This is a genomic window from Streptomyces sp. NPDC087420 (genome assembly GCF_044744165.1).
GTDB lineage: Bacteria > Actinomycetota > Actinomycetes > Streptomycetales > Streptomycetaceae > Streptomyces.
On record NZ_JBIUXU010000001.1, the window covers coordinates 588,731 to 614,973 of the forward strand.

Consider the following 26,243-nt stretch of genomic DNA (forward strand, 5'->3'; position numbering starts at 1 on the left):
GTCCTTTTTTCTGCCGGGCCGCCGCGGGGGGGGCCCCCGCGTGGTTGTATGGCCCGGGGGCCCCCCCCCGCCGGGAGCTGTGGTGGTCAGATGCGGCGGTGCTTTCCGTAGTGCCCGCCCACCTGCTCGTGGTAATCGGCATCGCCGAGGTGCTTGTCCTTGTCGAACTCGGGGGCGTCCTTGATCTCGGCCTTCGTCCGGTCGACGTAGACGGTCTCTTCCGCGGTGTCGATCCGCGTGACGGTGCTGGCCGGCAGCAGAACGTGCTTGCCGAAGATCCAGACACCGGTGTCGACCACCAGGTACGACGAGCCGACCTCGTCGGAATGCTTGTCGACCTTACCGATGCTTCCGTCGTTCGCCTCGACCTTGTAACCCGTCAGGGTGTTCCCCGCGGTGTGACCGACCGTCGGCTGGTATCCCCACATGTTGTCACTCATAAAAGGCTCCTTAATCGACGGTACATTCCCTGCAGGAGCGTCGCCGTGTTCGGTGACCGCCCCTCAGGAAGGCGAGTGCCCGGGCCTGTCGCTCCCACACCTGGGAACACCTCGGAAAAGAGGATGTTTTTATGGGAGAAAGGCGGGCACAATGCGGCCGGTGCCGGGGGCTCGCGTCGGGGGATCAGCTGTTCCCGCCATCGGCGAGGCGCGGGAAGAGACGGGCGGCGTTCCCGCTGAGAACGCGTTGTCTCTGTTGTGCGGTGAGGACATCGGTGGCGGCCAGCCGCACTCCCAGCGCCTTCACCGCCGCTTCCGCGGTGAACGGGTAGTCGCTCCCGTAGAGCAGCCGTTCGGTGTCCACCAGATGGAGCAGCGCGGGCAGCGCTCGGGGCAGCGCGAAACCGGCGACGTCGTAGTGGAGGCGCTTGAGCGCACCGATGACGTCGACCGGCGGGGTGGACTCCGTCAGGGCGAACGCCGCGATCCGGTCCGCCAGAACCGGCAGGGCCGCACCGGCGTGCGGGACGATGAAACGAATGTCAGGGTAGTTCTCCACCACACGGTCGAGGATCAGCTGGGTGACCGTACGTGTGGTGTCGAAGAGGAACTCGATCATGGGTCGCGCACGGCCCAGCGCCGTGGCCTCCCAGCAGGCGGGTGACGTCGGGTGCAGATGGACCACCGCCTGTCGCTCGTTCAGCTCGGCGAGGACCGGGCGGAAGGAGGGGTCTCCCAGGTACGTGCCTTCGTAGTTGGTCTCCAGGGAGATCCCGTCGGCCTTGAGGACGTCGAATACGTGAGCCACCTCCTCGACGGCGGCGTCGGCGTCCGGCAGAGGCAGCGACGCCAGCAGGCCGAAGCGGGTCGGGTTGGCCTTCACCAGTGCCGCGCCCTCCTCGTTGACCTGCCGGACGAGTGCACGCGCCGTGTGGTGGTCGCCGACCGCGAAGCCGGGCGAGGAGACGGAGAGCAGGGCCGCGGCGATGCCGGTGCTGTCCATGAGTTCCAGCGCGCCGTCGACGCTCCACGCGGGGATGGCGGACATGCCGTCCGGCTGGTCCAGGCCCGCGTCGATCAGGGCCTGACGGTACGTGGGGGTGATGTAGTGCGCGTGCACGTCGATCGCCCGGGCCAGGGGAAAGTCCGCGGTGGCGGTACGGGACTCGTCGTTCGCGGGCCCCGATTCCGCACCCTCCGTGGCTCGCGCCTGAGGTGCTTGGCCCAAGCTCAACGCGTTCGCGGCCAGCGCGCCCATGCCGATGAGTGTCCGACGACGCGTCGTCATGCTGCCTCCAGGAAGCGGGAAGGGCGGATCACCGGCGTACGGTGCCGGACCGGCCCTTGGTGATGAGCCAATCTTAAGTGATGAGATCATCATCAAGCGTCATGGGCGCGCAAGGAGGACGCCAGGCGGGGGAAGAGCGCGGCCGCCGTCTGACGCTGCATCAGCGCCTGTTGTTCCGCCGTGAGGACGCCGCTGCCGGCGAGTGTGGCGGCCAGGCCCTGCGCGACCCAGTCGGGAGTGAAGGGGTAGTCACTGCCGTAGAGGAGACGGTCGGCGTCCGTCAGGGTGAGCAGCGAGGGGAGCAACCGGGGGAGAGCGAAGCCCGCGACGTCGTAGTAGAACCCTCGCAGGGCTCCGAAGACGTCGGTCGACTCGGCTCCGACGCCCAGGGCGAAGACGGAGAGGCGGTCCGCGACCGAGGGCAGTACGGCGCCGGCGTGCGGAACGATGAACCGGATGGCCGGGAATCGGTCCCGTACACCGCGCAGGATCAGGTTGGCCACCGCGCGCGTGGTCTCGAAGGGGAACTCCAGCATGGGCCGGGGCCACCCCAGGCCGGTCGCCCCGGCGTGCGGCGGTGACGTCGGGTGCAGGAGGACCACGGCCGCCCGCCGGTCGAGTTCGGCCATCAGCGGCTCGTACAGGGGATCGCCGAGATGGTGTCCCTCGTAGTGGGTTTGCAGGATGACACCATCGGCGTTCAGGGTGTCGAAGGCGTGATGTGTCTCCCGTAGCGCGTCGGAGATGTCCGGCAGGGGCAGGGAGGCCATCAGTCCGAATCTGCCCGGGTGGGCGTCCACGAGGGCCCTGCCTTCCTCGTTGACGGTTCTCGCCAGCTCGCGGGTCCGGGTGGGGTCTCCGAAGCTGACTCCCGGTGAGGAGACCGACAGGAGGGCCGCCGCGATGCCGGTGCTGTCCATCATGGCGAGCGCCGACCCGGGGCTCCAGTCCGGGACGGCGGGCATGCCGTCGGGCTGTCCGTGACCGGCGGCCTCCATCGCCGCCCTCAGCCGCGGGGTGATGAAGTGTGCGTGCACATCGACAGCACCGTTCAGTGGCGGAGGGGCGGGCGCGGCGTCAGGTGTCGGTGTCACCGGCCGTCACCTGCTCCGGTGGTCCGGGCATGCGCGCGGTCGGCCCCCAACTGCGCGTAGAAGGCGATGAGTTCGGGGTTGTCCACGGCCGCCGGGCTGACCACGTCCTCGGCGGACGCGCCCTGGAGCAGGCGTTTCACCGGCACTTCGAGCTTCTTGCCGGTGCGGGTGTGCGGGATCCCGGGGACTTCGAGGATCTCGTCGGGGACGTGACGGGGCGACGCGCTGTTACGGATGGCGTCCCGGACGCGGTCGCGCAGGGCGTCGTCGAGGACGGCGGCCCCGGCGAGGACCACGAACAGCGGCATCCAGTACCCGCCGTCCGGCTCCTCCGCGCCGATGACCAGCGACTCGGCGATCTCGGGCAGTCGTTCGACCGCGTCGTGGATGTCGGCGCTGCCGAGCCGGACGCCGTTGCGGTTGAGGGTGGAATCGGAGCGGCCGTGGACGACGACCGAGCCGCGGGAGGTGAGGGTGATCCAGTCGCCGTGCCGCCAGACGCCGGGATACGTGGAGAAGTACGCGTCCTGGTAGCGGGCGCCGTCGGGGTCGTTCCAGAAGTACAGCGGCATGGACGGCATCGGGCGGGTCACCACCAGTTCACCCACCTCGTCCACGACCGGGCTCCCGTCGGGGGAGTAGGCCGCCAGAGCCACTCCGAGGTGGGGGGCGGACAGTTCGCCGGCCCAGACCGGGGTGGTGGCGGCGCTGCCCGCGAAGCCCGAGACCACGTCGGTGCCGCCGCTGGTGGAGGCGAGTTGGACGCTCTTGCCGACATGCTCTCCCACCCACGGGTAGGCGGAGGCCGGCAGCGTGGAGCCGGTGCAGCCGACGGCGCGGATCGCGGACAGGTCGTGCACCGACGGGTCGATGCCGAACTTGGCCATGCCGAGCAGGTATTGGGGACTGGTGCCGAAGACGGTGACGCGGTGGCGGGCGGCGAGGTCCCACAGGACGTCCGGACGGGCGAAGGGGGCGGGGCTGCCGTCGTACGTACAAGTGGTCGCGCCGGTCAGCAGTGTCGAGACGACGAGGTTCCACATCATCCAGTGGGTGGTCGTGTACCACAGGAGACGGTCGGCCGGTCCCAGGTCGGAGTGCAGGCCCAGGGTCTTGAGGTGTTCGAGCAGGACGCCGCCGTGGCCGTGGACGATGCCCTTGGGGAGCCCCGTCGTTCCCGAGGAGAACACCACCCACAAGGGGTGATCGAAGGGAACGGGTGCGCAGACCAATTCCTCGGTGCGGGAGACCACGTCGTCCCACCGCACCGTGAGGAAGGAACGCGGGCCCTCGGACCACGCCGGACCGACGTGGTCGACGAGCACCACGGCGTTGAGCGTGGGCAGGTGGCCGGCGAGCTCCAGGGCAGCGTCGCGGCGGTCATGGACCGTACCGTTGAAGAGATAGCCGTCCGCGGCGAACAGCACGGTGGGCCGGAGCTGGGCGAAACGATCGGCGGCGGCTTCGGGGGCGTAGTCCTGGCCGCACACCGACCACACGGCGCCGAGACTGGCGGCCGCGAGGAACGCGACGACGGCGTGGGGGGTGTTGGGCAGATAGCCCGCCACCGTGTCCCCGGGGCCGACGCCAAGATCCCGCAGGGTGGCGGCGATCGCGGCGACCTGGGCGCGGAGCGCGCTGCCCGGGACTTCGTACGCCGACCCGGTCTCGTCCAGCGCGAGGATCGCGGGCTCGTCGTCCCTCAGGTTACGCAGGGCGTGGTGCGCGTAGTTCAGGGTCGCGCCCGGGAACCAGCGCGCGCCGGGCATCAACTCCTCGGCCAGTACGGTCTCGTAGGGGGTGGCGGAGTCGATGTCGAAGTACTCCCACACCGCGCTCCAGAACTCCTCGATTTCGGTGACGGACCAGCGGTACAGCACGTCGTAGTCGGCGGGGTCGCCCGCCTGATCGAGGCCCGGGTACCGGGCGGCGGCCCAGCGGCCGAAGTCGACGATGCGGGTGCCCGCGGTGTCCGCCGGGTCCGGAGTCCAGAACGGCTCCGGCGGTGCGGGAGTGTCAGGGGTCGTCATGCTGTCGTCTTCCTCATCGGCGGGACGGAGTCAACGGGATCAGTGGGGCGGACGCGGAGTCGTGAGCGCCGGAGAGCCGCGCCGATGGTTCGGGGCGGCGGGTGGTGCACAACAGGGGTGCCCAGCTGTGGGAGTGGGTGAAACCGCCGCCGCCGGCCGGAACGGTGTCCAGGACCACCCGGTCGGGGCGGACCAGGGCCGCGTCCGCCCGGCCGCCGCGCAGCCAGGCGGCGAGGGCCCCGGCCTCGTCACCGGTGTCATCGACGTGGACGACCCGGGCGCCCACCCCTTGCGCGACGGCCTGTACGGCGGGGGACAGTGGCGAGGCGGTCAGGACGACACAGGAGGTTCCGAGGATCTCGTCCAGGCGGGTGCGCCGGCCTTCGTACCGGATCCACGGCTGGGGGCAGTGGGTGCCCGCGAGATCGCGCCGCCGTCCGGGCACCCGCGTACGCCGGTGGATCAGCGGCCCCGAGGTGAGGGCCGGGCTGAGGTCGCGGCCCGCGGCCTTGGTCAGGCCGGGGATACGGCAGGCGGCGCCGACCAGGGCGCGGCGTGCGGCGGCAGCCGCGTCCTGCCCTCCCGTCATGGCCCAGCCCGTCGCGACGGCGAGGCGGATCACGTGTTTCGCGTGGGGTTTGCGTTCGAGCTGGTAGGTGTCCAGCAGTGTGTCGTCCGCGCCGTCGTTGAGCACCCGCGCGAGCTTCCAGGCGAGGTTCTGGGCGTCACGCAGACCGGCGCAGAGGCCCTGGCCGACAAAGGGAGGCGTCAGGTGTGCGGCGTCGCCGAGGAGGAAGAGACGGCCCCGGCGCCAGCGGTCCGCGATACGGGCCCGGAACGTGTAGCGCGCCTGCCTGTGGATCTCGAAGTTGTCGGTCGTGGTCAGGTCGATCCAGGGGGCGACCAGGCGGCGGAGCCGTTCCCTGCCGTCCTCGCCGTCCAGGCTCTCGTCCTCGCCCAGACGGAACTCCCACCGGTAGCGGTCCTCGCCGATCCGCATGAAGGTGGCGGGCCGGTGCGGATCGCAGACCTGGTCCACGCCGCCCCAGGTGCGTACGGGCGCGCTGGTACGCACATCGATCGCCGTCCACTCCTCCTCGAAGCGCAGGTCCTCCCAGCGCGCACCCATGGCCCGACGGGTGAGACTGTTCGCGCCGTCACAACCGAGGACGGCGCCCGCCCGCAGGGAGTGGACCTCCGCACCGCCCCCGGCCCGGTAGGACACGTGGGCGACACCGTCGCTCTCCTGCGTCACGTCGAGCACCTCCACCCCCTCGCGCAGCTCGCATTCGGCGCGGCGGGCGAGCGCGTCACGCAACAGGCTCTCCAGCTCCGGCTGGTCGAACATGCTGGTCTCCGGGAATCCGTGCGGCCCCTCCGCGGTACGGGGGAACTCCGCGATCACCCGGTGGCGGGCGTCCAGGAGCCTGAGCCCGTTGGCCGGGCGGGCGATCGAGGCGAACTCGGCCTCCACACCGGCGGCCTGGAGGATACGGCGGACCTCGTCGTCCGTGGCGACGGCGCGCGGCAGGGGGTAGACGGCGGTGTGACGCTCCAGGAGAACGCTGCGGACCCCGTGCCGGGCGAGCAGCAGGGCGGCCGTGACGCCGACGGGTCCGGCGCCGACGATCACCACGGGGACCTCGTTCGCTGCCACGGGGACCTCGCCCGGCACGCCGTCCGTCACCTCGGCCGCCGTGCGCGGCTCGTTGAGGGTCATCGCGCGTCGACCACCGAGGTGCGCTGCTCCCCGAGGTCGAGCCGGCCGTTCGCCGTCGCGATGGTCGCCGTGATCAGGTCTCCCTCGTTCAGATAGCGCGGATTGCGGGCCTGGCTCTTGAAGAAGGCCTTCCACTTCATGGCCGGCGGCAGCAGCGCGCCGATCTTCTCGACCGCCTTCGGCGGGGCCTTGAGGGCCGTGCCACCGGGCGTGCCGGTCAGCAGCAGGTCTCCAGGATCCAGGGTCTGGAAGCGCGCCAGCAGGGTCAGCGCCTCGGCGGGGCGGACGATCATGTCGGCCAGGGTGCGGTCCTGGCGCAGATCGCCGTTGACCGACAACCGCAGCCGCAGGTCCAGGAGATGGGCGAAGTCGTCCGGGTCGAGCAGGGTCAGGTACGGGCCGGTCGGGGTGAACGTCGGATACGACTTGCTCTCGTAGAACTGCGTTTTGCTCAGCTGCACATCACGCGCGCTGACGTCGTTGGTGAGCACGATTCCCGCGACGTACGAGGGCAGATCCCTCTCGTCCACGACGGCGCCGATCGGCAGCCGCGCCCCCATGACCAGGCCGAGCTCGATCTCGTAGTCCAGCAGCCTCACGTGCGGGGGCCGTACGACGCTGTCGTGAGGGCCGCTGACGGAGCCCGACGCCTTGCGGAAGAAGGCGGGCGGGATGTCCCCGGTGAAGCCCGAATCACGCGCGTGGCTGCGGTAGTTGACCATCTGGGCGACCACCCGGCAGGGCACGGTGACCGGCGGCAGCACCACCAGACCGCTGAGGGGCGTGCCCGCTTCGGGAGAGGCGGCGGCCTCGCGGACGGCGTCGCGGTCCGCGATCAGCTCGGCCGTGGTGACGGCCCGGGTGGCGACGGGCACGGCGTGGTCGCCTCGTACCATCCACCAACCCTCGGCGGTGCGCAGGACGTTGGTGCTCATGAGTTCATCGCTTTCAGCAGACCCGTCAGACGGGCAGGATCGATTTCGGTGTCGCCGCGCAGAGCGGCGAAGATGTCTCGGAGCCGGGCCGGGGACGGACTGGTGCCGAGAAAGTCCCGGGTGGCGGGCGGCCCCCACTGGGCCAGCCCGCTCGCCGACATCGGCGCCCAGCCCGGCTCGACGTCGCAGGAGAACAGATCGCCGTCGGCGAAGTGTTCGAGCATGAAGTGGTCGGGGTCGCGCCAGTAGTCGAAGATCTGGCTGCCCTGGACGTGCCGCCCGATTCCCCAGCTGCGCCGGTACCCGCGCTCGGCCAGGTACTCGCCCCCGGCCGCGATCGTGTCCAGGTCGGTGACCTGGTAGGCGGAGTGCACGTAACCCGTACCGGGTCCGAGGTGCATGGCCAGCGTGTGGTGATCGGCCGGTTCGCTCCCCCGGTCGCAGCGGATGAACGCCATCGTCGGACCCCGCTCGCGCTGTCCGTCGAGGAACAGGAAGTCGCTGACGATCATGCCGAGGGTTTCGAGATACCAGTTCAGGGCCCGGGCGAACACCCGCGTCTCCAGGACCACGTGCCCCAGGCGCTGGATGCGCGAGGGCTCCCGCGGCGGGCGCTGGGTGGCGTTGACGCGGCGGTGATCCGTACCGAAGTTGAGAGTGAGCGCCTGCTGACCTGGCAGGTCCGCCAGGGTTTCGGCGGAGTGCGCCACCCGGACCGAGAACCCGGAGGGATCGAGCAGGTCGACACACTGCCCGCCGGTCGGCGCGTCGGAATCACGTACGGCGGAGCCTGTGACGCGGGCGAGCCGGTCCAGGTCCGCGCGTTCCGCGGCGCGGAACACCGGGCCGATGAAGCGCGACTCGCGCCCGCGCCGGATCACCATGCAGGGGGAGCCGGCGAAGGTGCCGCGCAGCCACAACGCCTGTTCCGTACGGGCCGCGATCGTGAACCCGAAATCCCGGGCGAAGACCTCGGCCCGGTCCAGGCCGGGCTTCTGGAACTCCAGCCAGGCCAGGTCGGCGACCTTGATCACGGGGTTGCGGGCCCGCCCCCGGTGCTCGCCGCGCAGGGCCCCCTCCTCGCTGTGGAGGTCTTGGTGGGCGGTTCTGCGACCGTGGGTGAGAGTTTCGAACATCGCGACCTCCGAGCAACATTGCCGTAATGATGAAACTATCAACTTTGAAGGTTTCCGCGTCAAGGGGTGCGGTCGGCGAATGTGATCGATCGATCAGAAGTGGGGCCCGGGGAATTCAGGAGTGGGGGCCGGGAAAGGCCGAACGGCCGGCGGTGCGGACCGGCCACTCGCCGGCGCTCACCTCAGGCGCGCGCGTTCACGCCGTACGGGCGGTCGCGGTGTCGATCAGTGTGAGGGCGGCCGCGCGGGCGTCGGCGAGCGGCCGCGGATTGTCGACGGAGGTGGTCAGTGCCCTCGACCCCTCGAACAGGACCGCCAGCTGTCGTCCCAGGGCCTCGGGACCCGTGACGCCGGCCTCCCGTGCGGTGTCGGTCAGGCGCTCCATGCCGGTGGCGTTGATGCCCTCCTCGTAGAAGAGCTCGGCCGCCGCCCACAGGATGCGCTCACGGGCACCGCGGCCGCCGCTGGGCTGCTACACGACCTTCGGCCACAACACCGGTCTGCGGGTGTCCGAGGTGGCACTCGGAGCCGGCACCTTCGGTACCCGCGCCCTCGCCGGTACCGAACAGGACGAGGCCCGCCGAATCCTCGACCGTTCCGAGGACGCCGGCGGCACCTTCATCGACACGTCGGAGTCGTACCAGGCCGGTGAGTCCGAGGAGATCCTCGGAGAGCTGCTGACCGGCAGGCGCGACCGCGGCGGACTGTCCAACTTCCCCGCCTGGCGCTCCTCCCACGCCGTCGCCCTGAGTGAGCTGCGCGGACTGGCTCCTGTCATCGGCGTCCAGTTCGAATACAGCCTGGTGGAGCGGACGGCGGAGCGCGAGATCCTGCCCATGGCCGAGGCCCACGGGCTGGGCGGAGCGCTGTGGTCGCCGCTGGGCGGCGGGCTGCTCACCGGCAAGTACCGCACCAGCGCCGAGGGGCGGCCGACCGACTGGGGGCGCATCGTCCACACCGAGGACAGCCGGCAGAAGACCGCGGTGGTGGACGCCGTGCTGACCGTGGCCAAGGAGGCCGGGGTACGTCCCGCACAGGTCGCCGTCGCCTGGGTACGGGAGCGCGCCGAGCGCTCCGTGACCCCGCTCGTGCCGGTGATCGGCCCCCGTAGCCTGGCGCGGCTGGAGGACTACCTCGGCGCCCTGGACGTCCGCGCGGGCCCGGACTGCGGCGGCATATTATGAGTCGTTTTGCGACGAGATGGTACGGTCGGCTCGTGGTTCATGACGTTGTATCGCAAGACGCCGCGGACGCCGCGGCCCGGGCCTGGATGACAGCGCTCGCCATGTTCGCCTCGGCTCAGCCGAACGGCTCCAGCCGAGTCGGCGCCCACGGCACCGCGCAGCTGGTCACCGGCGCGCCCATGCCCCTCCTGAACGGCGTCATCGGCATCGGGCGCGACGCCGACCCCGAGGAGATCGCGGCTTTCGCCGCTTCGCCGGCGCTGGAGTCCGTGGCGTGGAGTGTGCAGGTACGGGGCGAGCCGGTCGACGACCGGATCGTGGCAGTGGCGGCGGACCACGGGCTGGACCGGCGGTCGATGCTGCCGTTCATGCTGAAATCACTCGGCGAAGATGATCTGCCGGAGGGCAAGCAGGAGTCCGGGCAGAGGTCCGAGCGGAAGTCCGAGCGGAAGTCCGAGCGGGCGTCCGTGCGGGATTCCGAGGCCGCCGGGCTGACGGTGCGCAGGGTGTGGGGTGATGAAGCCGGCCTGTACCGGGCGGCGTTGGCCGCCGGGTACGGCGGCCCGGAAGAGATCTTCTCCGTGTTCGTGGCCCGCCCCGTGATGGATCACGTCGCGATGCGCGGTTATGTGGCCGAGCTGGAAGGCGTCGTGGTGGCGACTTCGTTCGGTGTTCTGGTGGACGATTTTGTCGGTGTGTTCAACATCGCGGTTCCGCCGGAGTTCCGCCGGCGCGGCTACGGCAGAGCGGCGACGGAGGTTGTCCTGTGTGACGCGTACGAGGAGGGGGCACGTACGGCCTTCCTGCACGCCAGTCCGCTGGGCGTTCCCCTGTACCAGGCGATGGGGTTCCAACTGGCGGAGAACTGGAGCCTCTTCACGGCATGACGTCCGTGGCCGGTCACGCGGATATCGCGTTGTGGGTCCGGGGGCGCGGCCATAGGGTCACCGGCATGTCTCTACGTCTACGTATGCGTCAAGCACTGCCGGAAGCGATGCGCGCCCGTGACAAGGCCGCGGTGAGTGCCCTGCGGGCCACACTCGGGGCGCTGGACAACGCCGAGGCGGTGCCGGTGGACGAAGCCCGACTCCGGGGCGTCGCCCTTGAGGAGTCCCCGTCCGGTGTCGGTGTCACCGAGGCGGTGCGGCAAGAGTTGAGCGAGCGCGACGTGGTGGAGATCGTACGTGCGGAGGTGGCCGAACGGCTGGAGGCTGCAACGCAGTTGACCGCACCCGCGCACGCCGACCGGGCGGCGCGGCTCCGGGCGGAGGCCGCGGTGCTGCTCCGTTTCCTCGACGGTCCCGACGCCGCGTAGGAGACGGTGCCGCCTCGCGGGCCGGCCCGTCACCCCGCCCCGCTCCAGCCCGCGGGGCGGGCCCTCCACAGGTCGCGGAGCAACGCGATCTCGGCCATGTGGTGGATGAATTCGAGGGTGGCCCCCGCCACCACGGTGATGAACGGGTCGTCGGGGTCGGAGCCGTACGGGTACTGCGAGAAGCCGACCGTGTCGAGCTGCTCGTCGGTGACGGCGCCGACACTCTCGCGCCAGCGGTCGATCAGCGCCCAGAACCGCTCGAGTGCCAGGGCGGCGGAGGGGGTGAAGTCGACCAGGAGCCTCGGCTCCTGCCGCCGTTCACCGAAGGTCCACTCCCATTGGCCCGCGAAGTTGACCTGCAGATGCGCCAGCCGCCACGCGATGGTGGTGACCGGCACGTTGTCGGGCTCCGGCTCACCGGTGTGGGCGAGGATCTCCTCGACCCGCTCCACACTCACGCTCCAGTCCTCGGCGATCTTGGCGACCGGCATACCGCCGGCGGCCTGCCGGGCCACCTCCGCGTACTCGTTCGCCGGGATCTCCGGGTCGCCCTTGTCGAGCACCCACGCACCCGGCCCGAACGCCCGGGGCGTCACCGCCTCGCCCCGGCGCCGGACCGACCAGCAGCCGTCCACCGGCTCCCACAGGTGCTCCTCGTCGCCGAGCCCCGTCAGCCGTACCTGGGCCATCTCCCTGGCCTGGTCGAACTGACCGAGCAACAGACCCAAACGATCGGTCCGTACGCCCCCGACCTCCACGCCCGACTCCCTTCGCGGCCGCGTCTCGTACCCCGCTGCGGCCAGGCGGAAGCTAGCGGCCCACCTCGCGGGACCGCAACCGATTTCCACGCTCCGTAGCGGATCCCGCGCGGATCATCGACATCAGCAGTCCGTGGGTCTCGTCGTCGGCGGCGGCCACCAGCCCGCGGCCCTCGCCCACCGGGGCCCCGTCGACGCCGCTGACAACGCAGCCTGCCGCCCGGCACAGCGCGATGCCTGCGGCGAAGTGCACGTTCCCGGAGAGGTCGCCTCCATCGGTGACATACGCGGCGCGCTTGCCGGCGGCGACCCAGGCCAGCGCGAGGGTCGTGGATACGACGCGCGGCCGGAAACGTTCGGCGAACTCCGGGTGGGCCAGCAGATCCACGGCCCGGAATCCCGGCGCACTCGGGAACGGCGGATCCAGGTTGACGTCCACCAGGCGCGTGGCGGGCGTCGGCGTCAGCCGTGCGTCGTCGGCCCCGTCGTTCCGTACCCACGCGGTCTCCCCGTCGGTGGAGAAAACCTCACCGCCGAACGGGTCGGCCACCGCCGCCGCCCCATCGCGAAGCGCCACGTTGACGGCCACCAGCAGGGTGCCGACGGCGTAGTTGAGCGTGCCGCACAGGGGGTCCACCAGCCACTGGCGCTCGCCGTCGGCGGCGCCCTGTTGTCCGCCCTCCTCGCCGAGCACCGCGTCATCGGGCCGTGCGGCACGGATGACGTCGAGGATCGCCTCCTCGGCCTTCACATCGGCGGTGGTGGCGAAGTCGCCGCCACCTTTGTCGATGCGGGCGAGCCGCCGGCCGTACATGTCACGGACCACGTCCGCGCCGGCCCGTGCCCCGGCTGTCGCCACATCGACATCGCGGGAACCCGCGTACGAGCTGAACGAGCTGATCATGCCGTGCAGCCTATCGAGGCAAAGCCACCCACCCGCACGGCGAACCCTTCCGGTCGGAGCACCGGTGAGCTGTCCGTACGCGGCGCGTCAGTGGACACGTTCGCCGCACTCGCGGCCGCTTCATAGACTGATCGGTGAGGGCGGCGTGCCGCGGCCCGGACGCTTGACGAGGAGACTTTCTGTTGGCCACGCGCGAGGAGAGAAACAGGCGGGACCCGGACCTCGGGGTGCTTGCCGGGCGGCTGCTGTTCGCGGTCCAGCGTGAGCTTTTCGCGACCCTCGCCGCGCAGGGGTTCGCCGATCTGCACCCCCGGCACGGTGCCGTGCTTGCCTATCTGGATGCCGGCGGGGTGCGTGCCACTGAGTTGTCTCGTCTGTCGGGTCAGCACAAGCAGGTGATCGGCACGATGATCGACGAGCTCGAAGGGCTGGGTTACGTCGAACGGCGTCCCGATCCGGCCGACCGGCGCGCCAAGCTCATCAGTCCCACCGAGCGCGGACTGAGCCAGATGCGGGCGGCCGACCGGATCATGGCCGACATCCAGGAACGCCACGCCCGCCGCGTCGGCCGCGAGGCCTTCGCCGGGTTCAAGGCGATCCTGGTCGATGTGACCGAGCATCAGAGACGCCCGCGGTCCGACGCCACGTAAACCGGCGGGGCGCGTTCCGCGTGTCCGGGCGTGGGTCGTACTAGTCGTTCTTGCGGTACGCGGCTGAGATCTGGCCGACGAGCACGGCGAAGGGCATGTCGAGTGCGGCGTAGACGTCTCCGGCCGCGGGGGAGGCGTTGTCGGCGAGGATCTCGACCATCAGGGTGGCGTAGTCGCTGACGATCACGCCGGCCTGCTGGAGGCGTGCGATCCCGCCCTCCCGTTTGGTCTGCGAGAACGTGCCGGACGCGTCGACGGCCACGTACGTGTCATAGCCGTCGGCGGTCGCGGCGAGGGCGGGCAGGGCGGCGCAGACCTCCAGCGAGATGCCCGTGAAGATCAGCTTCCGGCGGCCGGTCGCCTCGATCCGCTCACGGACCCTGCGGTCGTGCCAGGCGTTGACCGTGCTGCGGTCGATGACGTCCGTCCCCTGGGGGAGGGCGTCGGAGAGTTCGGGGATCAGGGGTCCCCACATGCTGTCGGCCGCGGTGGTGGTGACCACGGTCGGGACTCCGAGCGCCTGTGCGGCACGGGCCAGCGCGCTCACGTTGTGCTTCAGCTCCAGGAGCCCGGTGTCCCGCACGCCGCTGTACAGGCCGACCTGGTGGTCGACCAGGACGACGGCCGCGTTGTCGGCCGTGAGGAACTCCAGGAACTTCGATCGGTCGGACATGACTGCTTCTCCTTGAGAGGCGTGCACCGCTTCCGGTGGTCACTGCAATGGATAGTCAATTTCAGTGACTATTTCAGGCTAGCCCTCACCCCTGCCCCGTGCAAGCGAACCTCTGCCCCCGGGCGGCGCATATTCCACTGTTGACATGTCGCGCGCTGTGGTTCTAGTTTTGACATGTCAAGACTGGAATATGGCTCGACGTGTGAACTGCGAGCCACTGGGTGAGGGAGTGCCACGATGAGTTCGACGCCGACACGGGGAGTGCGACCACGCACCGGCAACACGGTTCTTGTCGGCCTGGTGCTCGCCGTATCCATGACGACCATCGACCAGACGATCGTCGCCCTGTCCGGCCCGTCCATCCAGCAGCACCTGTCGATCAGCCACGGCAGTCTCCAGTGGGCGGTCAACGTGTACCTGCTGACAACCGCGGCGTTTTTCCTCCTGGGCGGGCGGCTCGCCGACGTCCTGGGCCACAGGCGCATGCTCGTCGTGGGCGTGGCCGCCTTCGGTATCACCTCTCTGCTGTGCGGGCTCACGCCCCAAGGCGCCGCGGCCGCCCCCTGGTTGATCGCGGCCCGTGCGCTCCAGGGAGTGAGCGGCGCGGTCATGTTCCCCGCCGCCCTCGGCATCGTGGTGCGGGCCTTCCCCCAGGAACGGCGTGGCAGGGCGATGGCCGGCTTCTTCACGGTGACCGGGGCGATGACGGCCGTCGGGCCGATCGCGGGCGGGTTCCTGACCGAGTGGACCTGGCGGTCGATCTTCTGGATCAACGTACCCATCGCCCTGGTCGCGCTGATCCTGATACTCCGGACCGCGCCCGCCGCCCCGCGCCGCCCGGACTCCGTCGACTGGGTGGGCGCCGGCGTCTCGGCGGCCGGGATGGGGCTTGTCGTGGCGGCGCTCCAGCAGGCCGGGACGTGGGGATGGTCGAGCCCGGCGGTGGTGGCGTTCCTCGCCGTGGGTGTGCTGCTCCTTGTCCTCTTCGTACGCCGTCAACTGCGCGCGGACACGCCCCTGGTGAACCTGCGTGTCTTCCGTGACGCGGGATTCACCGTCTCGACCCTGGCGATGTTCTTCGCGTCGGTCGCGTTCATCTCCGTGTTCTTCTTCCTCAGTGTGTACGGGCAGGTCTCCCTGGGGTTGTCGGCGACCGACACGGGGCTGCTGTTCCTGAAGTTCTTCATCGGGTTCGCGGTGGCCGCGCGTCTGGGTGCCGTACGGTTCGACCGCGTCGGGGCACGCTCCGTCATCCTGCTCGGTGGTGTGACCGGCGCGGCCGGCTTTGTGTGGCTGGCCCGGACGGCGACGGATCTGAGTTTCGACGCGGGCGCGTTCCTCAACCAGCAGACGTGGCCCATCATGGTCGCCGGTGCGGGCATCGGCTTCATGTTCAGCCCGGTGTCCACCGACGCGGTCAACCGCGCCATCGGGACCTCGTACGGGGAAGTCTCGGCCCTCACCCAGACGATGAAGAACTTCGGCGGGGCGCTGGGGCTCGCCGTGTTCACCACGGTGGTGACACAGCGTCTGACCAGCGAGGTGGCGGTGTCCATCCGGCGTGTCGGTGGTACGAGCCAGGACACCCGGCAGGTTGTCGACGCCATCACGTCGGCGGACGGCGGGGCGAAGACGGGCGGAGTGCCGTCCGCCGCGCGCGAAGCCGTACTCCAGGCGCTCCGGAGCGACTACGCGCACGCCGCGCAAGTGGCCTTCTACGGAATGGCGTTGGCCATGGCGGTGGTGGCCGCCCTCGCTCTGAGCCACCCGCGCCCGAGCGGGGCCACGGTCACCGCGTCCGTTCCCCGGCCACGGTGAGCCCGTACGCGCGTGGGCCGCGAGCACCCTCTCGCGTGGACCGTCGAACAGGGACGAGGAGGGACGAGGAGGGACCTGGGCGGTGGTTACATGTCAGAAGCCGGGTTCAGGACGCGGGTCAGCCAGTCGGTGCGGGTCTCGCGGGCCGTGACGGAGACGTGGGCCTGGGGGTACAGGGCATCGAATCCATGGAAGCCGCCCGCCCAGACGTGGAGTTCCGCCTGGCCGCCCGCCGCCCAGATCCGCGTGGCGTAGTCGACGTCCTCGTCGCGGAAGACCTCGGCCGAGCCGGCGTCGATGTACGTGGTCGGCAGCCGCGAGAGGTCGTCGGCGCGTGCGGGGGAGACGTAACCCGGCACGTCCTCGTCGGCGAGGCCGGCGAGAACGGACCGCCACCCGAATTCGTTCATCTCGCGGGTCCAGACGCCGGGCCCGCCCGCGTACTGCCGGCTGGACGTGGTGACGTTCCGGTGGTCGAGCATCGGGTAGATCAGCATCTGGGCGGCGATCGCCGGGGCGCCCCGGTCCCGCGCCATCAGGGTGAGCCCGGCGGCGAGGCCCCCGCCGGCGCTGGCACCCGCGACGACGATCCGGGCGGGATCCACACCCAGCTCGCCGGCGTGCTCGGCGATCCAGAGCAGGCCCCGGTAGCAATCGTCGACCAGGGTCGTGCCGGTGGCCTCCGGTGCCAGCCGGTAGTCCACGGAGACGACAACCGCGCCGAACAGGTCGAGCCACTCCAGCGGTATGTCGAGCTGGGAGAAGCGGTCTCCCATGACCATCCCGCCGCCGTGCACCCAGTAGACACACGGCGCCCCGGTGGAGGGACCGGCCGCCGTCGAGTCGTCCGTCACCGCCGGGCTGAAAACCGACAAGGGGATTCGTGCGCCGTCCCCACCGGACACGGTGACCTCGCGTCGCCCGGCCTTCCGCCCTTCGAGAAGAGTGTCGACCGGGGTCGGCGGAAACTGCCGCAGCCGCGCCAGCAGTTCCGGGGTGAGCTCGGACATGAGAGGCATGTCCGCCATCAGCGTGCGCAGTTCGGGATCGATGCCGGGACGGGCGAGTGTCATGGGGTTCCTTGCCTGGGAGGTGGGTGAGGTGGACGGCGGACTCAGAAAGCGGCTTTGCCGCGTACCGGTACGTAGTCCGTGTACGCGGACTCCTTGGCCAGCATTCCCGTGATCCGCGCCACGATGGCCCGCGCGGCCCCGCCGGCGAAGATCCGGTGGTGGTCCTCCTCGCTGGTCCATCCCTCGGTGACGTGTACGACGTCGGGGTCGGCCGCCGAACGGCAGACGAGGTAGACGACACAATGCTCGCTCGCGCCGGGGTTGCCCTCGTCCAGGCCGGTCAGCAGTACGTCGACCAGCTCGTCGCCCATTCCGGGCCTGGCGGTCAGGGTGGCGTTGAATCCGTAGGCGGCGATCATGCGGGCCTTCTTTCAGAGAGAGGAGAAGTGGGGAGGTCGTGTCTCCATTGAATCGCTGTGACCTGCGCAAACGATAGAGTGATCCTCCCGGGCCCTTGCACGATCCTCTCCTCCCCTGGAGCCGGTGACCGATGGTGTGCTGCAATCGGGGCATGTACCTCGACCAGCTCCGTACCCTGCTGCTCCGGCACGCGCGGCCCGACTGGACCACGCCCATCGACGGCGTGCTCATCTCGAAGGTCGAGCGGTCGGACCCGCCGTCGCTGTCGATGTCCGGCACCGTCCTGGCGGTCATCGCCCAGGGCGAGAAACGCCTCGCGCTGGGTGAGCGGGTCTACGACTACCGCGCCGGGCAGTACCTCGTCACCTCCGTCGACCTGCCGGTCACCGGTCACTTCGCCGGCGCGAGCCCGGAGCACCCGGCCGTGGGCTTCGGGCTCACGCTGGAGCCCGAAGCCGTCGCCGAGCTGCTGTTGCGGGCCGGCCCCGGTGACGTCCCCCGCGGCGGCGGGAGCGCGCTGCCCAGCATCGCCGTCAGCGACGCTCCGGATCAGCTGCTCGACGCCGTCATCCGGCTGTTGCGCCTGATCGACGAGCCCCGCGACCGGGCGGTGCTCGCGCCGCTCGTCAAACGCGAGATCCTGTGGCGGCTGATCACCGGCGAGCAGGGCGGCATCGTCCGGCAATTCGGCCTGGCCGACAGCAGCCTCAGCCATGTCGCGCGGGCGGTGCGGTGGATCCGGGAGCACTACGCGCAGCCGTTCCGCGTCGAGGACGTGGCGCGGCTGGCCGGTATGAGCGTCTCCGCCTTCTACCGCCACTTCCAGGTGGTGACCGCGATGAGCCCCATCCAGTTCCAGAAGCAGATCCGGCTCCAGGAGGCCCGGCTCCTGCTCGCCACCCACCCCGGCGATGTCACCGGGGTCGGTCAGCGCGTCGGTTACGACAACTCCTCGCAGTTCAGCCGGGAATACCGGCGCCAGTTCGGCGCGCCGCCCAGCCAGGACGCGGCCCGGCTGCGCCGAACGGCGCGTACCGTCACGGCCGTACTGCCCTGACCGCCCGTCATCGGATCCGCCAGGTCCGGCGCCGCGTCAGACGGTGACCTCGACCAGTTCGAGTCCCGTCAGCCCGGCCAGGCACCGCAGGTCAGGGAGCAGTTCGCCGGTCGCCAGCGCCCAGTGGTGACCGACACCGCTCGCGCTCCACGCGTCGGTCCACTCGCCCGGGTCGCAGCCGAAGTCGACCCGTGAGGTGGTGTTGCCGATCTCCAGCAGCGGTCCCGGCACCACCTCGCCCCCGGCCGCGACCAGCCGGTAGCGGCCGTCCCGTGTCTGCCCCAGCCCGACCAGGGTGACCGGCCCGTGCCGTACGTCGAACTCGACCGAGACGCCCCAGCCGCGCTTCCCGTGGTACACCCCCAGACCGCGCAGCAGCGGCTTGTGCTCGCTGATCGCCAGGTGCCCCGGGCCGTCGTGGCCCATCTCGACCACCCCCGCGGTGAAGTCGAGCGCCTGGAGTTCGGTGAACGAGCCGCCCGCGCCGAGGCGGTCGGCGATCAACATGGCCAGTGAGGTGCGGAGTTCGTACTCGCCGCACGCCGGGACACCGCGCGCCGTCAGCAGCGACGAACCGAGGATCATCCCCGCGCCGAGCCGTTCGTGGACCTCGGCGTCCAGGCCTCGGTGGTAGTACGCGAGCGAGTCGAGGTCGAAGTCCGCGACCAGCCGGTCCAGGCCGACGGCCACCTTCGCGGCCCAGCGCAGGTCCTCCTCGACCACCGAGTCGGCCAGCTCGAAGACCGCGCGGGTCTCGTCCAGCTTCGCCGCCAGCTCGCGGTCGCCGGCCTTCTCCACCCGTACCCGCAGGTCGTCGAACTCCAGGACCTCCATGTGGCCCCCGAGGTTGCCGGTCACCATCGTGAGGTCGGTGGAGACGTCGTACATCCCCGGATACAGATGGCCCATCAGACCGTGCCGCCCGTTGCGCAGGACGGACCGTACCCCCGCCGCCCGGATCCACCGGCCGATGCGCTGCCACGCCCGCTCGTCCTCCAGATGTCCGGAGACCGAGCGGAACGGCACACCGACGCGCTCGAAGGCGTTGGCCATCTCGGGGAGCGGGCAGGCGCCGCAGTACGCCAGCCACTGACCGGTGTCGAAGGAGGCGTGGTCCATGGACGGTGTGGGCTGGAGGTTGATGAGCAGCACGGGCGCGTCGGTGCGCCGGGCGACGGGTACGAGCATGCTCGCCGTCATATAGGTCGTGAGGAAGCCGACGATCAGGTCGCAGTCGGCCGCGCGCAGCCTCTCCGCGGCCTCGGCGCCCTCCTGGGCGTCGGAGATGAAGCCGACGTCGACGACCTCGGCGTCGAACTCCCGCATGCGTTCGGTGACCCGGGCGGCGGAGCGGCGGAGCTGGGGGAGGAGGTCGGGGAACTGCGGCCAGTACGCGCCGAGCCCTCCCGCGACGAGCCCGATCCGGGGGGTGCGGGCGACGGCGGGGGTGCGGACGGTCATGACGGCTCCTTCGGCGTGATGGACCGGAACGTCGACGATGGCAGGGACCACGCGCCGCACCGCCGGTACGACACGCCTCCGGGCCCCGGGGTCTGAGAAGTCGCTCCGAGGAGGTGTGCTCGGAAGCCGCTCTCAGAAGCCGCTCTCAGAAGTCGAACTTGTCGATGTTGTTCTTGTCGAAGACCGTCGGCTCGCCGAGGATGACCTCGCCGTCCTTGCCGACGCTGTACTCGCCGAGCCTGCCCGCCGTGAACCTCTCGCCCTCCGCGCCGGTGATCTGCCCGGAGGCCAGCGCGGCGGCCGCGTACGAGCCGAGGTAGCCCAGCTCCTCCGGGTTCCACAGCGAGAACTGCGCGACCGTGCCGTCCTTGACGTACGTGCGCATCTGGTTCGGGGTGCCCAGGCCGTTGAGGACCACCTTGCCCTTGTACGAGGAGTCGCTCAGGTAGCGCGCGGCCGCCGCGATGCCCACGGTGGTCGGCGAGATGACGCCCTTGAGATCCGGGTAGGCCTGGAGCAGGCCCTGCGTCTGCTGGAAGGACTTCTGGTCGTCGTCGTCCCCGTAGGCGACCTTGACGAGCTTCATGTCCCGGTACTCCGGCAGCTTCAGCTCCTCCTTCATGAAACCGATCCAGGTGTTCTGGTTCGTGGCGTTCTGGGTCGCGGAGAGGATGGCGATCTTCCCCCGGTGGTCCAGCTGCTTGCCCAGGTTCCGCACCAGACCGCGACCGATCTCCTCGGAACTGGCCTGGTTGATGAAGAGCTGCCGGCAGTCCTTCGCGGTGTCGGAGTCGTACGCGACGACCTTGATGCCCTTGGCCATGGCCTGCCGGAGCGGGCCGCACACGGCGTTGGGGTCGTTGGCCGCGATCAGGATCGCGTCCTGGCGCTGCTGGACGAGGGTGTTGATGTACGACACCTGGGAGGAGGCGCTCGCGTCCGAGGGGCCGACCTCCTTGCCGGTCCCGCCGTACTCCTCGGCCGCCGCGATCCCGGCCTCGTCGACGATCTTCTCGTACGGGTTGTTGACCTGCTTGGGCAGGAAGGCCAGCTTGAGGCCCTTCTTGAGGGGCGCGTCCGGGTCGGCCTTCGCGGTGGCGGCGCCTCCCGCGTTGCTGTTGTCCTTCGCCGCGCTGTCCTTGGTGGTGCCGGAACAGGCGGTGAGGGTCACGGCGAGTGCGCAGGCAGCCGCGGTGGTGGCGGCCGTCCGGCGTCGGGCGGCGGTACGGAGCATCATGGCGGGAGGGGACCTTTCGGAGGGTTCGGCGAAACCGGGTGGGGTCAGGACGCGGAAGAGGGGGAGGACGCCGCGGACTCCGGTGGACCGGCCCTCGCGGCGGCCGTACGCCGGTGCCGGCGCTCGACCGCGGCGGCCACCACCCGCGGGGTGAGGACGGACCCGACGAGCAGCAGGCCGGTCACGATGACCTGGACCTCGTTCGCCACGTCGTTGAGCGTGAGCAGGTTCTTGAGGACGCCGATGAGCAACACCCCGGCGACCGCGCCGAAGAGCGTGCCCCTGCCGCCGTCGAAGTCGATCCCGCCGAGCAGGACCGAGGCGATCACGAGCATCTCGAACCCCATCCCGTTGTCGGCGCGCGCACTGCCGTACCGCAGGGTGAAGACGATGCCGGCGAAGGCCGAGAACAGCCCGGTGACGACGAAGAGGATCAGCTTGAGGCGCTTCACGCGGATCCCCGCGTAGTACGCCGCCTCCTCCTGCGCGCCGATCGCGAACAGGGAGCGCCCGAAGGCGGTGGAGTGCAGCACCACGCCCGTGACGACGGCCAGCACGAGGAACAGCGCGATCGGGTACGTGACGAAGGTGCCCGGGATCGTCGTGGTGTCCACGGCCCAACCGGCGTACGTGTGGGGGAAGCCGGTCACGGCGTCGCTGCCGAGCACGACGGAGGCGAGGCCCCGGTAGAGGGCGAGTGTCCCGATCGTGACGGCGAGCGAGGGGAGTCCGACGCGGGTGACGAGCCAGCCGTTGAGGAGACCGCCGGCGACCCCCGCCAGCAGCACCACGGGCACGATGGTCTCGAAGGCCCACCCGGCGTTCCACAGCGCCCCGGTCAGCGCGCTGCCCAGACCGAGCAGGGAGGCCACGGACAGGTCGATCTGGCCCGCCACCACGAGCAGGGTCATCGGCAGGGCGATCAGGGCGACTTCGGCGATGTCGTTGAACGCGAAGGCGAGGTTGCCGCCGGACGCGAACCCGTCGGTGCCGGCCAGGCCGACGGTGAACACCGCCACCAGCAGCACACCGACCGCCGTGTCCCACCGCAGGCCGGCGGACCTGACCCACGCCCCGGCGGGTCCAGGTGAGGAGGAGCCGGGGGCGGTGTCGGTCTCAGGCGCCATGGCCATGGCGGGCGCTCCTCTTCCTCAGTGCGGCGGTCATCCGCAGGTTCACGATCCGGTCCACACTGATCGCCGCGAGCAGCAGCGCGCCGGTGATGGCCCCCTGCCAGAACGCGTCGACCTTCAGCACGACCAGGGCGCTCCCGATGGTGGTGAGGAGCAGCGCGCCGAGCGCGGCGCCCCACACCGTGCCCACCCCGCCGGTGATGGCGACCCCGCCGACGACCACCGCGCTGACCACGGTCAGCTCCCAGCCGTGCGCGTCGTCCGCGACGACCGTGCCGAAGCGGGCGAGCCAGAGGGCGCCGGCGAAGCCCGCGACCGCTCCGGAGAAGGCGTACGCGGCGAGGATCCGGCGCCGGATCGGCACCCCCGCGAGGCGGGCGGCCTCGGGGCTGGAGCCGATGGCGTACAGCTCCCGGCCCGGGCGGTAGCTCCGCAGGAAGTACGCCGTGCCCGCGAGCAGCACCACGGTGATCAGCGGCAGGTACGGGATGCCGAGGACGCTGCCGCTGCCCAGGTCGAGGATCGGCCGCGGCACGTCGGTGGCGCTGATCTGGTCGCCCTGCGCCCACCAGTAGTCGAGCCCCTGGATGATGTAGAGCATCCCGAGCGTGACCACGAGCGCGGGGACCCGGCCGAAGCTGACGAGCGCGCCGCTGACCAGTCCGCAGACCACACCGATGGCGGTCCCCAGCAGCATGACCACCAGCACGCCGTGGCCGGTGCCGGACACGAACGTGCCGCACGCGAAGGCGGAGAGCCCCACGACCGAACCGACCGACAGGTCGATGTTGCGGGTGAGGACCACCACCGACTGGCCGACGGCGAGCAGGACCAGGATGGAGGCGTTGAGGAGGAGGTCCTTGACACCCTGGCTGTCGAGGAAGCGCGGGTTGGCGAGCCACGTGCCGAGGATCAGCAGCGCCAGGGCGCCGGCGATGCTGATCTCCCTGGCCCGGAAAACCGCGTCGACGAGGGAGCGGGCGGAGCTGTCCGCCGGGCGGGTCGTGGTGGGTTCACCGGTCAGGGTGGTCATGCCGCCGCCTTCCGGCCGCGCCCGGTCGCCGCCGCCATCACCCGTTCCTCGGTGGCCTCCGCGCGGGGGATCTCGGCGGCGAGCCGCCCCTCGTGCATGACAAGCACCCGGTCGGCCATGCCCAGCACCTCGGGGAGGTCGGACGAGATCATCAGGACCGCGAGGCCTTCGCCCGCGAGGGAGGAGAGCAGCCGGTGCACCTCGGCCTTGGTGCCGACGTCGATGCCCCGGGTGGGCTCGTCCACGATCAGTACGGAAGGGAGCGTCGCGAGCCATTTGGCGAGCACGACCTTCTGCTGGTTGCCGCCGGACAGCACAGCGGCGGAGTCCGTGAGGCGGTGGTACCTGAGCTGGAGGCGTACGGCCCAGTCGGTGGCCCGGCCGCGTTCGAGGGCCCGGCGCACCATGCCCCCCTTGCCGAGGTCGCCGAGTCCGGTGAGGCCGATGTTGCGTTCGACGGACATCTCCATGACCAGTCCCCGCTGACGCCGGTCCTCGGGGACGAGGGCCAGTCCGGCGTCCATGGCGGCGGCCGGCGATCCGGCCTTCAGCGTGACGCCGTTGACCTCGACCCGGCCCGCGTCCGCCCGGTCCACCCCGAACACCGCCTGCGCCACCTCGCTGCGCCCCGCGCCGACCAGGCCGGCCAGCGCCACGATCTCGCCGCGCCGGACGTCGAACGAGACGTCCCGGAACACCCCCTCCCGTGTCAGCCGGCGCACCGACAGGGCGACCTCGCCGACCTCCGCCGCCTGCTTCGGGTAGAGGTCGCCCAGGTCCCGGCCGACCATGCTCCTGACCAGGTCGTCCTCGGTGAGGCCGGCCAGCGGCGCCGAGGAGATCCGGCGGCCGTCGCGCAGGGTGGTGACCCGCCCGCACAGCTCGAAGATCTCCGCCGGCCGGTGCGAGACGAACAGCACCGCGGCCCCTTCGCCCAGCAGGGTCCGTACGACCGCGAACAGCCGCGCGGTCTCGCTGCCGGTGAGCGCCGCCGTGGGCTCGTCCATGACGAGGACCCGCGCGTCGAACGAGAGCGCCTTGGCGATCTCCACGATCTGCTGGTCGGCGATGGACAGCCCGCGGGCCGGCCGGCGGGGGTCGAGGTCCACGCCGAGGCGCCGCATCAGGGCGGCCGTCGACTCCCGTACGGCCCTGTGGTCGATACGGGACAGGGACCGCTTCGGCTGACGGCCCATGAAGATGTTCTCGGCGATCGACAGGTCCGGGAACAGCGTGGGTTCCTGGTAGATGACGGCGATCCCGGCGTCCCGGGCGTCGGCGGGACCGTGGAAGGTCACCGGCTCGCCGTCGAGGAGCACCGTGCCGCTGTGGGGCCGGTGCACCCCGGCGAGCGTCTTGATCAGGGTGGACTTGCCCGCGCCGTTCTCACCGGCGAGCGCGTGCGCCTCACCGGCGTACAGCCGTAGGGACACGTCCTGCAAGGCCCGTACGGCACCGAAGGACTTGCTGACGTCCCTGAGCGCCAGTACGGGGACGGGGCCCTGGGCGGGCTCGTTCATGACGGCTCCTCGGCGGTGGGGGGACTGGTCGCGCCACCCCTCCGTGAAAGGTTTCAATGAGGTTGCTGGGAAGCTAGACGGCGCGGGGGAGCGGCGTCAATGGGCGTGCGTCCGGCAATTTCCACGCCGCCTGACGGGTCGTCGCCCCACGTGCGCAACCCGCCGCGAGGAGGGTTGACACACCGTCACCGCTCCCATAGCTTCGCCGCGATGAAACGATTCACGTCCGCACCACGGGAGCGCTGAGAGATGACGGCTCGATCCGCCGTGTCCGCCGCGAAGGCGGCGTTGAAGTCCCAGGCCGTCGAGACGCCGTCCTGGGCGTTCGGGAACTCCGGCACGCGGTTCAAGGTGTTCGCGCAGAAGGGGGTGCCGCGTACGCCGCAGGAGAAGCTCGCCGACGCCGCCCGGGTGCACGCGCACACGGGCGTGGCCCCGACGGTGGCGCTGCACATCCCGTGGGACCGCGTGGACGACTACGCCGCGCTCGGCGCGCACGCGCGGGACCTGGGCGTCCGGATCGGTGTGATCAACTCGAACGTCTTCCAGGACGACGACTACAAGCTGGGGTCCGTGACCCACCCGGATCCGGCGGTGCGCCGCAAGGCGCTGGCGCACCTGCTGGAGTGCGTGGACGTCATGGACGCGACCGGCTCGCGCGACCTCAAGCTCTGGTTCTCCGACGGCACCAACTACCCGGGCCAGGACGACATCTCGGCACGCCAGGGGCGCCTCGCCGAGGCCCTGTCGGCGGTGTACGGGCGGCTCGGCGACCACCAGCGGATGCTGCTGGAGTACAAGCTGTTCGAGCCGTCCTTCTACACGATGGACGTCCCCGACTGGGGCACCGCGTACGCCCACTGCCTGCGGCTGGGCCCCCGGGCGCAGGTCGTGGTCGACACCGGCCACCACGCGCCGGGCACCAACATCGAGTTCATCGTCGCCGTCCTCCTCCGCGAGAAGAAGCTCGGCGGCTTCGACTTCAACTCCCGCTTCTACGCGGACGACGACCTGATGGCCGGGGCGGCCGACCCCTTCCAGCTGTTCCGGATCATGTACGAGGTCATCCGGGGCGGCGGATTCACCCCGGACACCGCGTTCATGCTCGACCAGTGCCACAACATTGAGGAGAAGATCCCCGCGGTCATCCGCTCGGTGATGAACGTCCAGGAGGCCACCGCCAAGGCGCTGTTGGTGGACGCGGAGGCCCTGTCGGCGGCCCAGCGCGCCGGTGACGTCCTGGCGGCCCACGCCGTGATCATGGACGCCTTCAACACCGACGTACGGCCGCTGGTGGCCGAGGTGCGCACGGAACTGGGCGCGGACGCCGACCCGGTGGCCGCCTACCACGCCTCCGGGTACGGAGAGAAGATCGTCGCCGAGCGGGTCGGCGGCACGGCGGCCGGCTGGGGTGCCTGAGGATT

Annotated in this window: 25 protein-coding genes; 7 read left to right on the top strand and 18 right to left on the bottom strand. The window is 70.7% G+C overall.

Annotated elements, in window-relative coordinates; all coding sequences use genetic code 11:
* Nucleotides 1–86 precede the first annotated feature (86 nt).
* From ACIO1C_RS02565 to ACIO1C_RS02600, 8 genes are all read right to left on the bottom strand, one after another.
* Nucleotides 87–440, bottom strand: a complete 354-nt coding sequence (locus ACIO1C_RS02565) for a PRC-barrel domain containing protein (RefSeq protein ID WP_401857526.1) — start codon at nt 438–440, stop codon at nt 87–89.
* Between the two features lie 184 nt (nt 441–624).
* Complete coding sequence (locus tag ACIO1C_RS02570) at nt 625–1,728, bottom strand: amidohydrolase family protein (RefSeq protein ID WP_401857529.1); 1,104 nt, start codon at nt 1,726–1,728, stop codon at nt 625–627.
* A 92-nt stretch (nt 1,729–1,820) separates the two neighbouring features.
* Complete coding sequence (locus tag ACIO1C_RS02575) at nt 1,821–2,765, bottom strand: amidohydrolase family protein (protein ID WP_401857532.1); 945 nt, start codon at nt 2,763–2,765, stop codon at nt 1,821–1,823.
* A gap of 53 nt (nt 2,766–2,818) precedes the next feature.
* Nucleotides 2,819–4,852: an acetoacetate--CoA ligase gene (locus tag ACIO1C_RS02580; protein ID WP_401857535.1), complete on the bottom strand. Its 2,034-nt coding sequence runs from the start codon at nt 4,850–4,852 to the stop codon at nt 2,819–2,821.
* Nucleotides 4,853–4,865: 13 nt separating this feature from the next.
* The gene (locus ACIO1C_RS02585; protein WP_401857538.1) at nt 4,866–6,572 is read right to left on the bottom strand and encodes a bifunctional 3-(3-hydroxy-phenyl)propionate/3-hydroxycinnamic acid hydroxylase; all 1,707 of its coding nucleotides are present in this window, start codon (nt 6,570–6,572) and stop codon (nt 4,866–4,868) included.
* Nucleotides 6,569–7,507: a fumarylacetoacetate hydrolase family protein gene (locus ACIO1C_RS02590; RefSeq protein WP_401857540.1), complete on the bottom strand. Its 939-nt coding sequence runs from the start codon at nt 7,505–7,507 to the stop codon at nt 6,569–6,571. The genes ACIO1C_RS02585 and ACIO1C_RS02590 overlap by 4 nt, the downstream gene beginning before the upstream one ends.
* On the bottom strand, nt 7,504–8,643 hold the full coding sequence (locus ACIO1C_RS02595; RefSeq protein ID WP_401857543.1) for a VOC family protein: 1,140 nt from the start codon (nt 8,641–8,643) through the stop codon (nt 7,504–7,506). The genes ACIO1C_RS02590 and ACIO1C_RS02595 overlap by 4 nt, the downstream gene beginning before the upstream one ends.
* Nucleotides 8,644–8,839: 196 nt before the next feature.
* A complete protein-coding gene (locus ACIO1C_RS02600; RefSeq protein ID WP_401857545.1) occupies nt 8,840–9,028 on the bottom strand; it encodes a hypothetical protein in 189 nt (62 codons plus the stop codon).
* A 52-nt stretch (nt 9,029–9,080) separates the two neighbouring features.
* Here ACIO1C_RS02600 and ACIO1C_RS02605 point away from each other — a divergent pair, with 52 nt between their 5' ends.
* The 3 genes from ACIO1C_RS02605 (at nt 9,081) to ACIO1C_RS02615 (ending at nt 11,142) form a co-directional block, all read left to right on the top strand.
* Nucleotides 9,081–9,827 carry an aldo/keto reductase gene (locus ACIO1C_RS02605; RefSeq protein WP_401857548.1) on the top strand — a complete coding sequence of 249 codons (747 nt, stop codon included), beginning with the start codon at nt 9,081–9,083 and terminating at the stop codon, nt 9,825–9,827.
* 32 nt (nt 9,828–9,859) lie between these two features.
* The gene (locus ACIO1C_RS02610; protein ID WP_401857551.1) at nt 9,860–10,714 is read left to right on the top strand and encodes a GNAT family N-acetyltransferase; all 855 of its coding nucleotides are present in this window, start codon (nt 9,860–9,862) and stop codon (nt 10,712–10,714) included.
* A 107-nt stretch (nt 10,715–10,821) separates the two neighbouring features.
* Nucleotides 10,822–11,142 carry a hypothetical protein gene (locus ACIO1C_RS02615; RefSeq protein ID WP_401858026.1) on the top strand — a complete coding sequence of 107 codons (321 nt, stop codon included), beginning with the start codon at nt 10,822–10,824 and terminating at the stop codon, nt 11,140–11,142.
* A 29-nt stretch (nt 11,143–11,171) separates the two neighbouring features.
* Here ACIO1C_RS02615 and ACIO1C_RS02620 read toward each other — a convergent pair whose 3' ends face one another.
* Together ACIO1C_RS02620 and ACIO1C_RS02625 are read right to left on the bottom strand one after the other, a co-directional pair.
* The gene (locus tag ACIO1C_RS02620) at nt 11,172–11,900 is read right to left on the bottom strand and encodes a DinB family protein (RefSeq protein ID WP_401857554.1); all 729 of its coding nucleotides are present in this window, start codon (nt 11,898–11,900) and stop codon (nt 11,172–11,174) included.
* Between the two features lie 52 nt (nt 11,901–11,952).
* Complete coding sequence (locus ACIO1C_RS02625) at nt 11,953–12,804, bottom strand: inositol monophosphatase family protein (RefSeq protein ID WP_401857556.1); 852 nt, start codon at nt 12,802–12,804, stop codon at nt 11,953–11,955.
* Nucleotides 12,805–12,986: 182 nt separating this feature from the next.
* Between ACIO1C_RS02625 and ACIO1C_RS02630 the strand changes: the two genes are divergently transcribed.
* Nucleotides 12,987–13,454, top strand: coding sequence for a MarR family winged helix-turn-helix transcriptional regulator (locus tag ACIO1C_RS02630; protein WP_401857559.1), 468 nt, complete (start codon nt 12,987–12,989; stop codon nt 13,452–13,454).
* A 40-nt stretch (nt 13,455–13,494) separates the two neighbouring features.
* Here ACIO1C_RS02630 and ACIO1C_RS02635 read toward each other — a convergent pair whose 3' ends face one another.
* The gene (locus ACIO1C_RS02635) at nt 13,495–14,127 is read right to left on the bottom strand and encodes an isochorismatase family protein (RefSeq protein WP_401857561.1); all 633 of its coding nucleotides are present in this window, start codon (nt 14,125–14,127) and stop codon (nt 13,495–13,497) included.
* Between the two features lie 237 nt (nt 14,128–14,364).
* Here ACIO1C_RS02635 and ACIO1C_RS02640 point away from each other — a divergent pair, with 237 nt between their 5' ends.
* Complete coding sequence (locus ACIO1C_RS02640; RefSeq protein ID WP_401857564.1) at nt 14,365–15,945, top strand: MFS transporter; 1,581 nt, start codon at nt 14,365–14,367, stop codon at nt 15,943–15,945.
* Between the two features lie 86 nt (nt 15,946–16,031).
* Here the strand turns inward: ACIO1C_RS02640 and ACIO1C_RS02645 are convergent, their stop codons facing one another.
* Nucleotides 16,032–17,018 (bottom strand): alpha/beta hydrolase, encoded by a 987-nt coding sequence (locus tag ACIO1C_RS02645; RefSeq protein WP_401857566.1) that lies wholly within the window; start codon nt 17,016–17,018, stop codon nt 16,032–16,034.
* Between the two features lie 41 nt (nt 17,019–17,059).
* A complete protein-coding gene (locus ACIO1C_RS02650) occupies nt 17,060–17,377 on the bottom strand; it encodes a putative quinol monooxygenase (protein WP_401857569.1) in 318 nt (105 codons plus the stop codon).
* 152 nt (nt 17,378–17,529) lie between these two features.
* Between ACIO1C_RS02650 and ACIO1C_RS02655 the strand changes: the two genes are divergently transcribed.
* Nucleotides 17,530–18,435, top strand: a complete 906-nt coding sequence (locus ACIO1C_RS02655) for an AraC family transcriptional regulator N-terminal domain-containing protein (RefSeq protein ID WP_401857572.1) — start codon at nt 17,530–17,532, stop codon at nt 18,433–18,435.
* A 36-nt stretch (nt 18,436–18,471) separates the two neighbouring features.
* On the opposite strand, the gene ACIO1C_RS02660 is transcribed toward ACIO1C_RS02655, so the two are convergent.
* The 5 genes from ACIO1C_RS02660 to ACIO1C_RS02680 form a co-directional block, all read right to left on the bottom strand.
* Nucleotides 18,472–19,896, bottom strand: a complete 1,425-nt coding sequence (locus ACIO1C_RS02660; RefSeq protein WP_401857575.1) for an arabinose isomerase — start codon at nt 19,894–19,896, stop codon at nt 18,472–18,474.
* A gap of 145 nt (nt 19,897–20,041) precedes the next feature.
* Nucleotides 20,042–21,133: a rhamnose ABC transporter substrate-binding protein gene (gene rhaS / locus ACIO1C_RS02665; protein WP_401857577.1), complete on the bottom strand. Its 1,092-nt coding sequence runs from the start codon at nt 21,131–21,133 to the stop codon at nt 20,042–20,044.
* Between the two features lie 44 nt (nt 21,134–21,177).
* The gene (locus tag ACIO1C_RS02670) at nt 21,178–22,266 is read right to left on the bottom strand and encodes an ABC transporter permease (protein ID WP_401857580.1); all 1,089 of its coding nucleotides are present in this window, start codon (nt 22,264–22,266) and stop codon (nt 21,178–21,180) included.
* The gene (locus ACIO1C_RS02675) at nt 22,250–23,299 is read right to left on the bottom strand and encodes an ABC transporter permease (protein ID WP_401857583.1); all 1,050 of its coding nucleotides are present in this window, start codon (nt 23,297–23,299) and stop codon (nt 22,250–22,252) included. The genes ACIO1C_RS02670 and ACIO1C_RS02675 overlap by 17 nt, the downstream gene beginning before the upstream one ends.
* On the bottom strand, nt 23,296–24,819 hold the full coding sequence (locus ACIO1C_RS02680; RefSeq protein WP_401857586.1) for a sugar ABC transporter ATP-binding protein: 1,524 nt from the start codon (nt 24,817–24,819) through the stop codon (nt 23,296–23,298). Before ACIO1C_RS02680 ends, ACIO1C_RS02675 begins: the two co-directional genes overlap by 4 nt.
* A gap of 249 nt (nt 24,820–25,068) precedes the next feature.
* Here ACIO1C_RS02680 and rhaI point away from each other — a divergent pair, with 249 nt between their 5' ends.
* Entirely contained in the window at nt 25,069–26,238 is a 1,170-nt protein-coding gene (gene rhaI, locus ACIO1C_RS02685; RefSeq protein ID WP_401857588.1) for an L-rhamnose isomerase, read from the top strand.
* Nucleotides 26,239–26,243 lie beyond the last annotated feature (5 nt).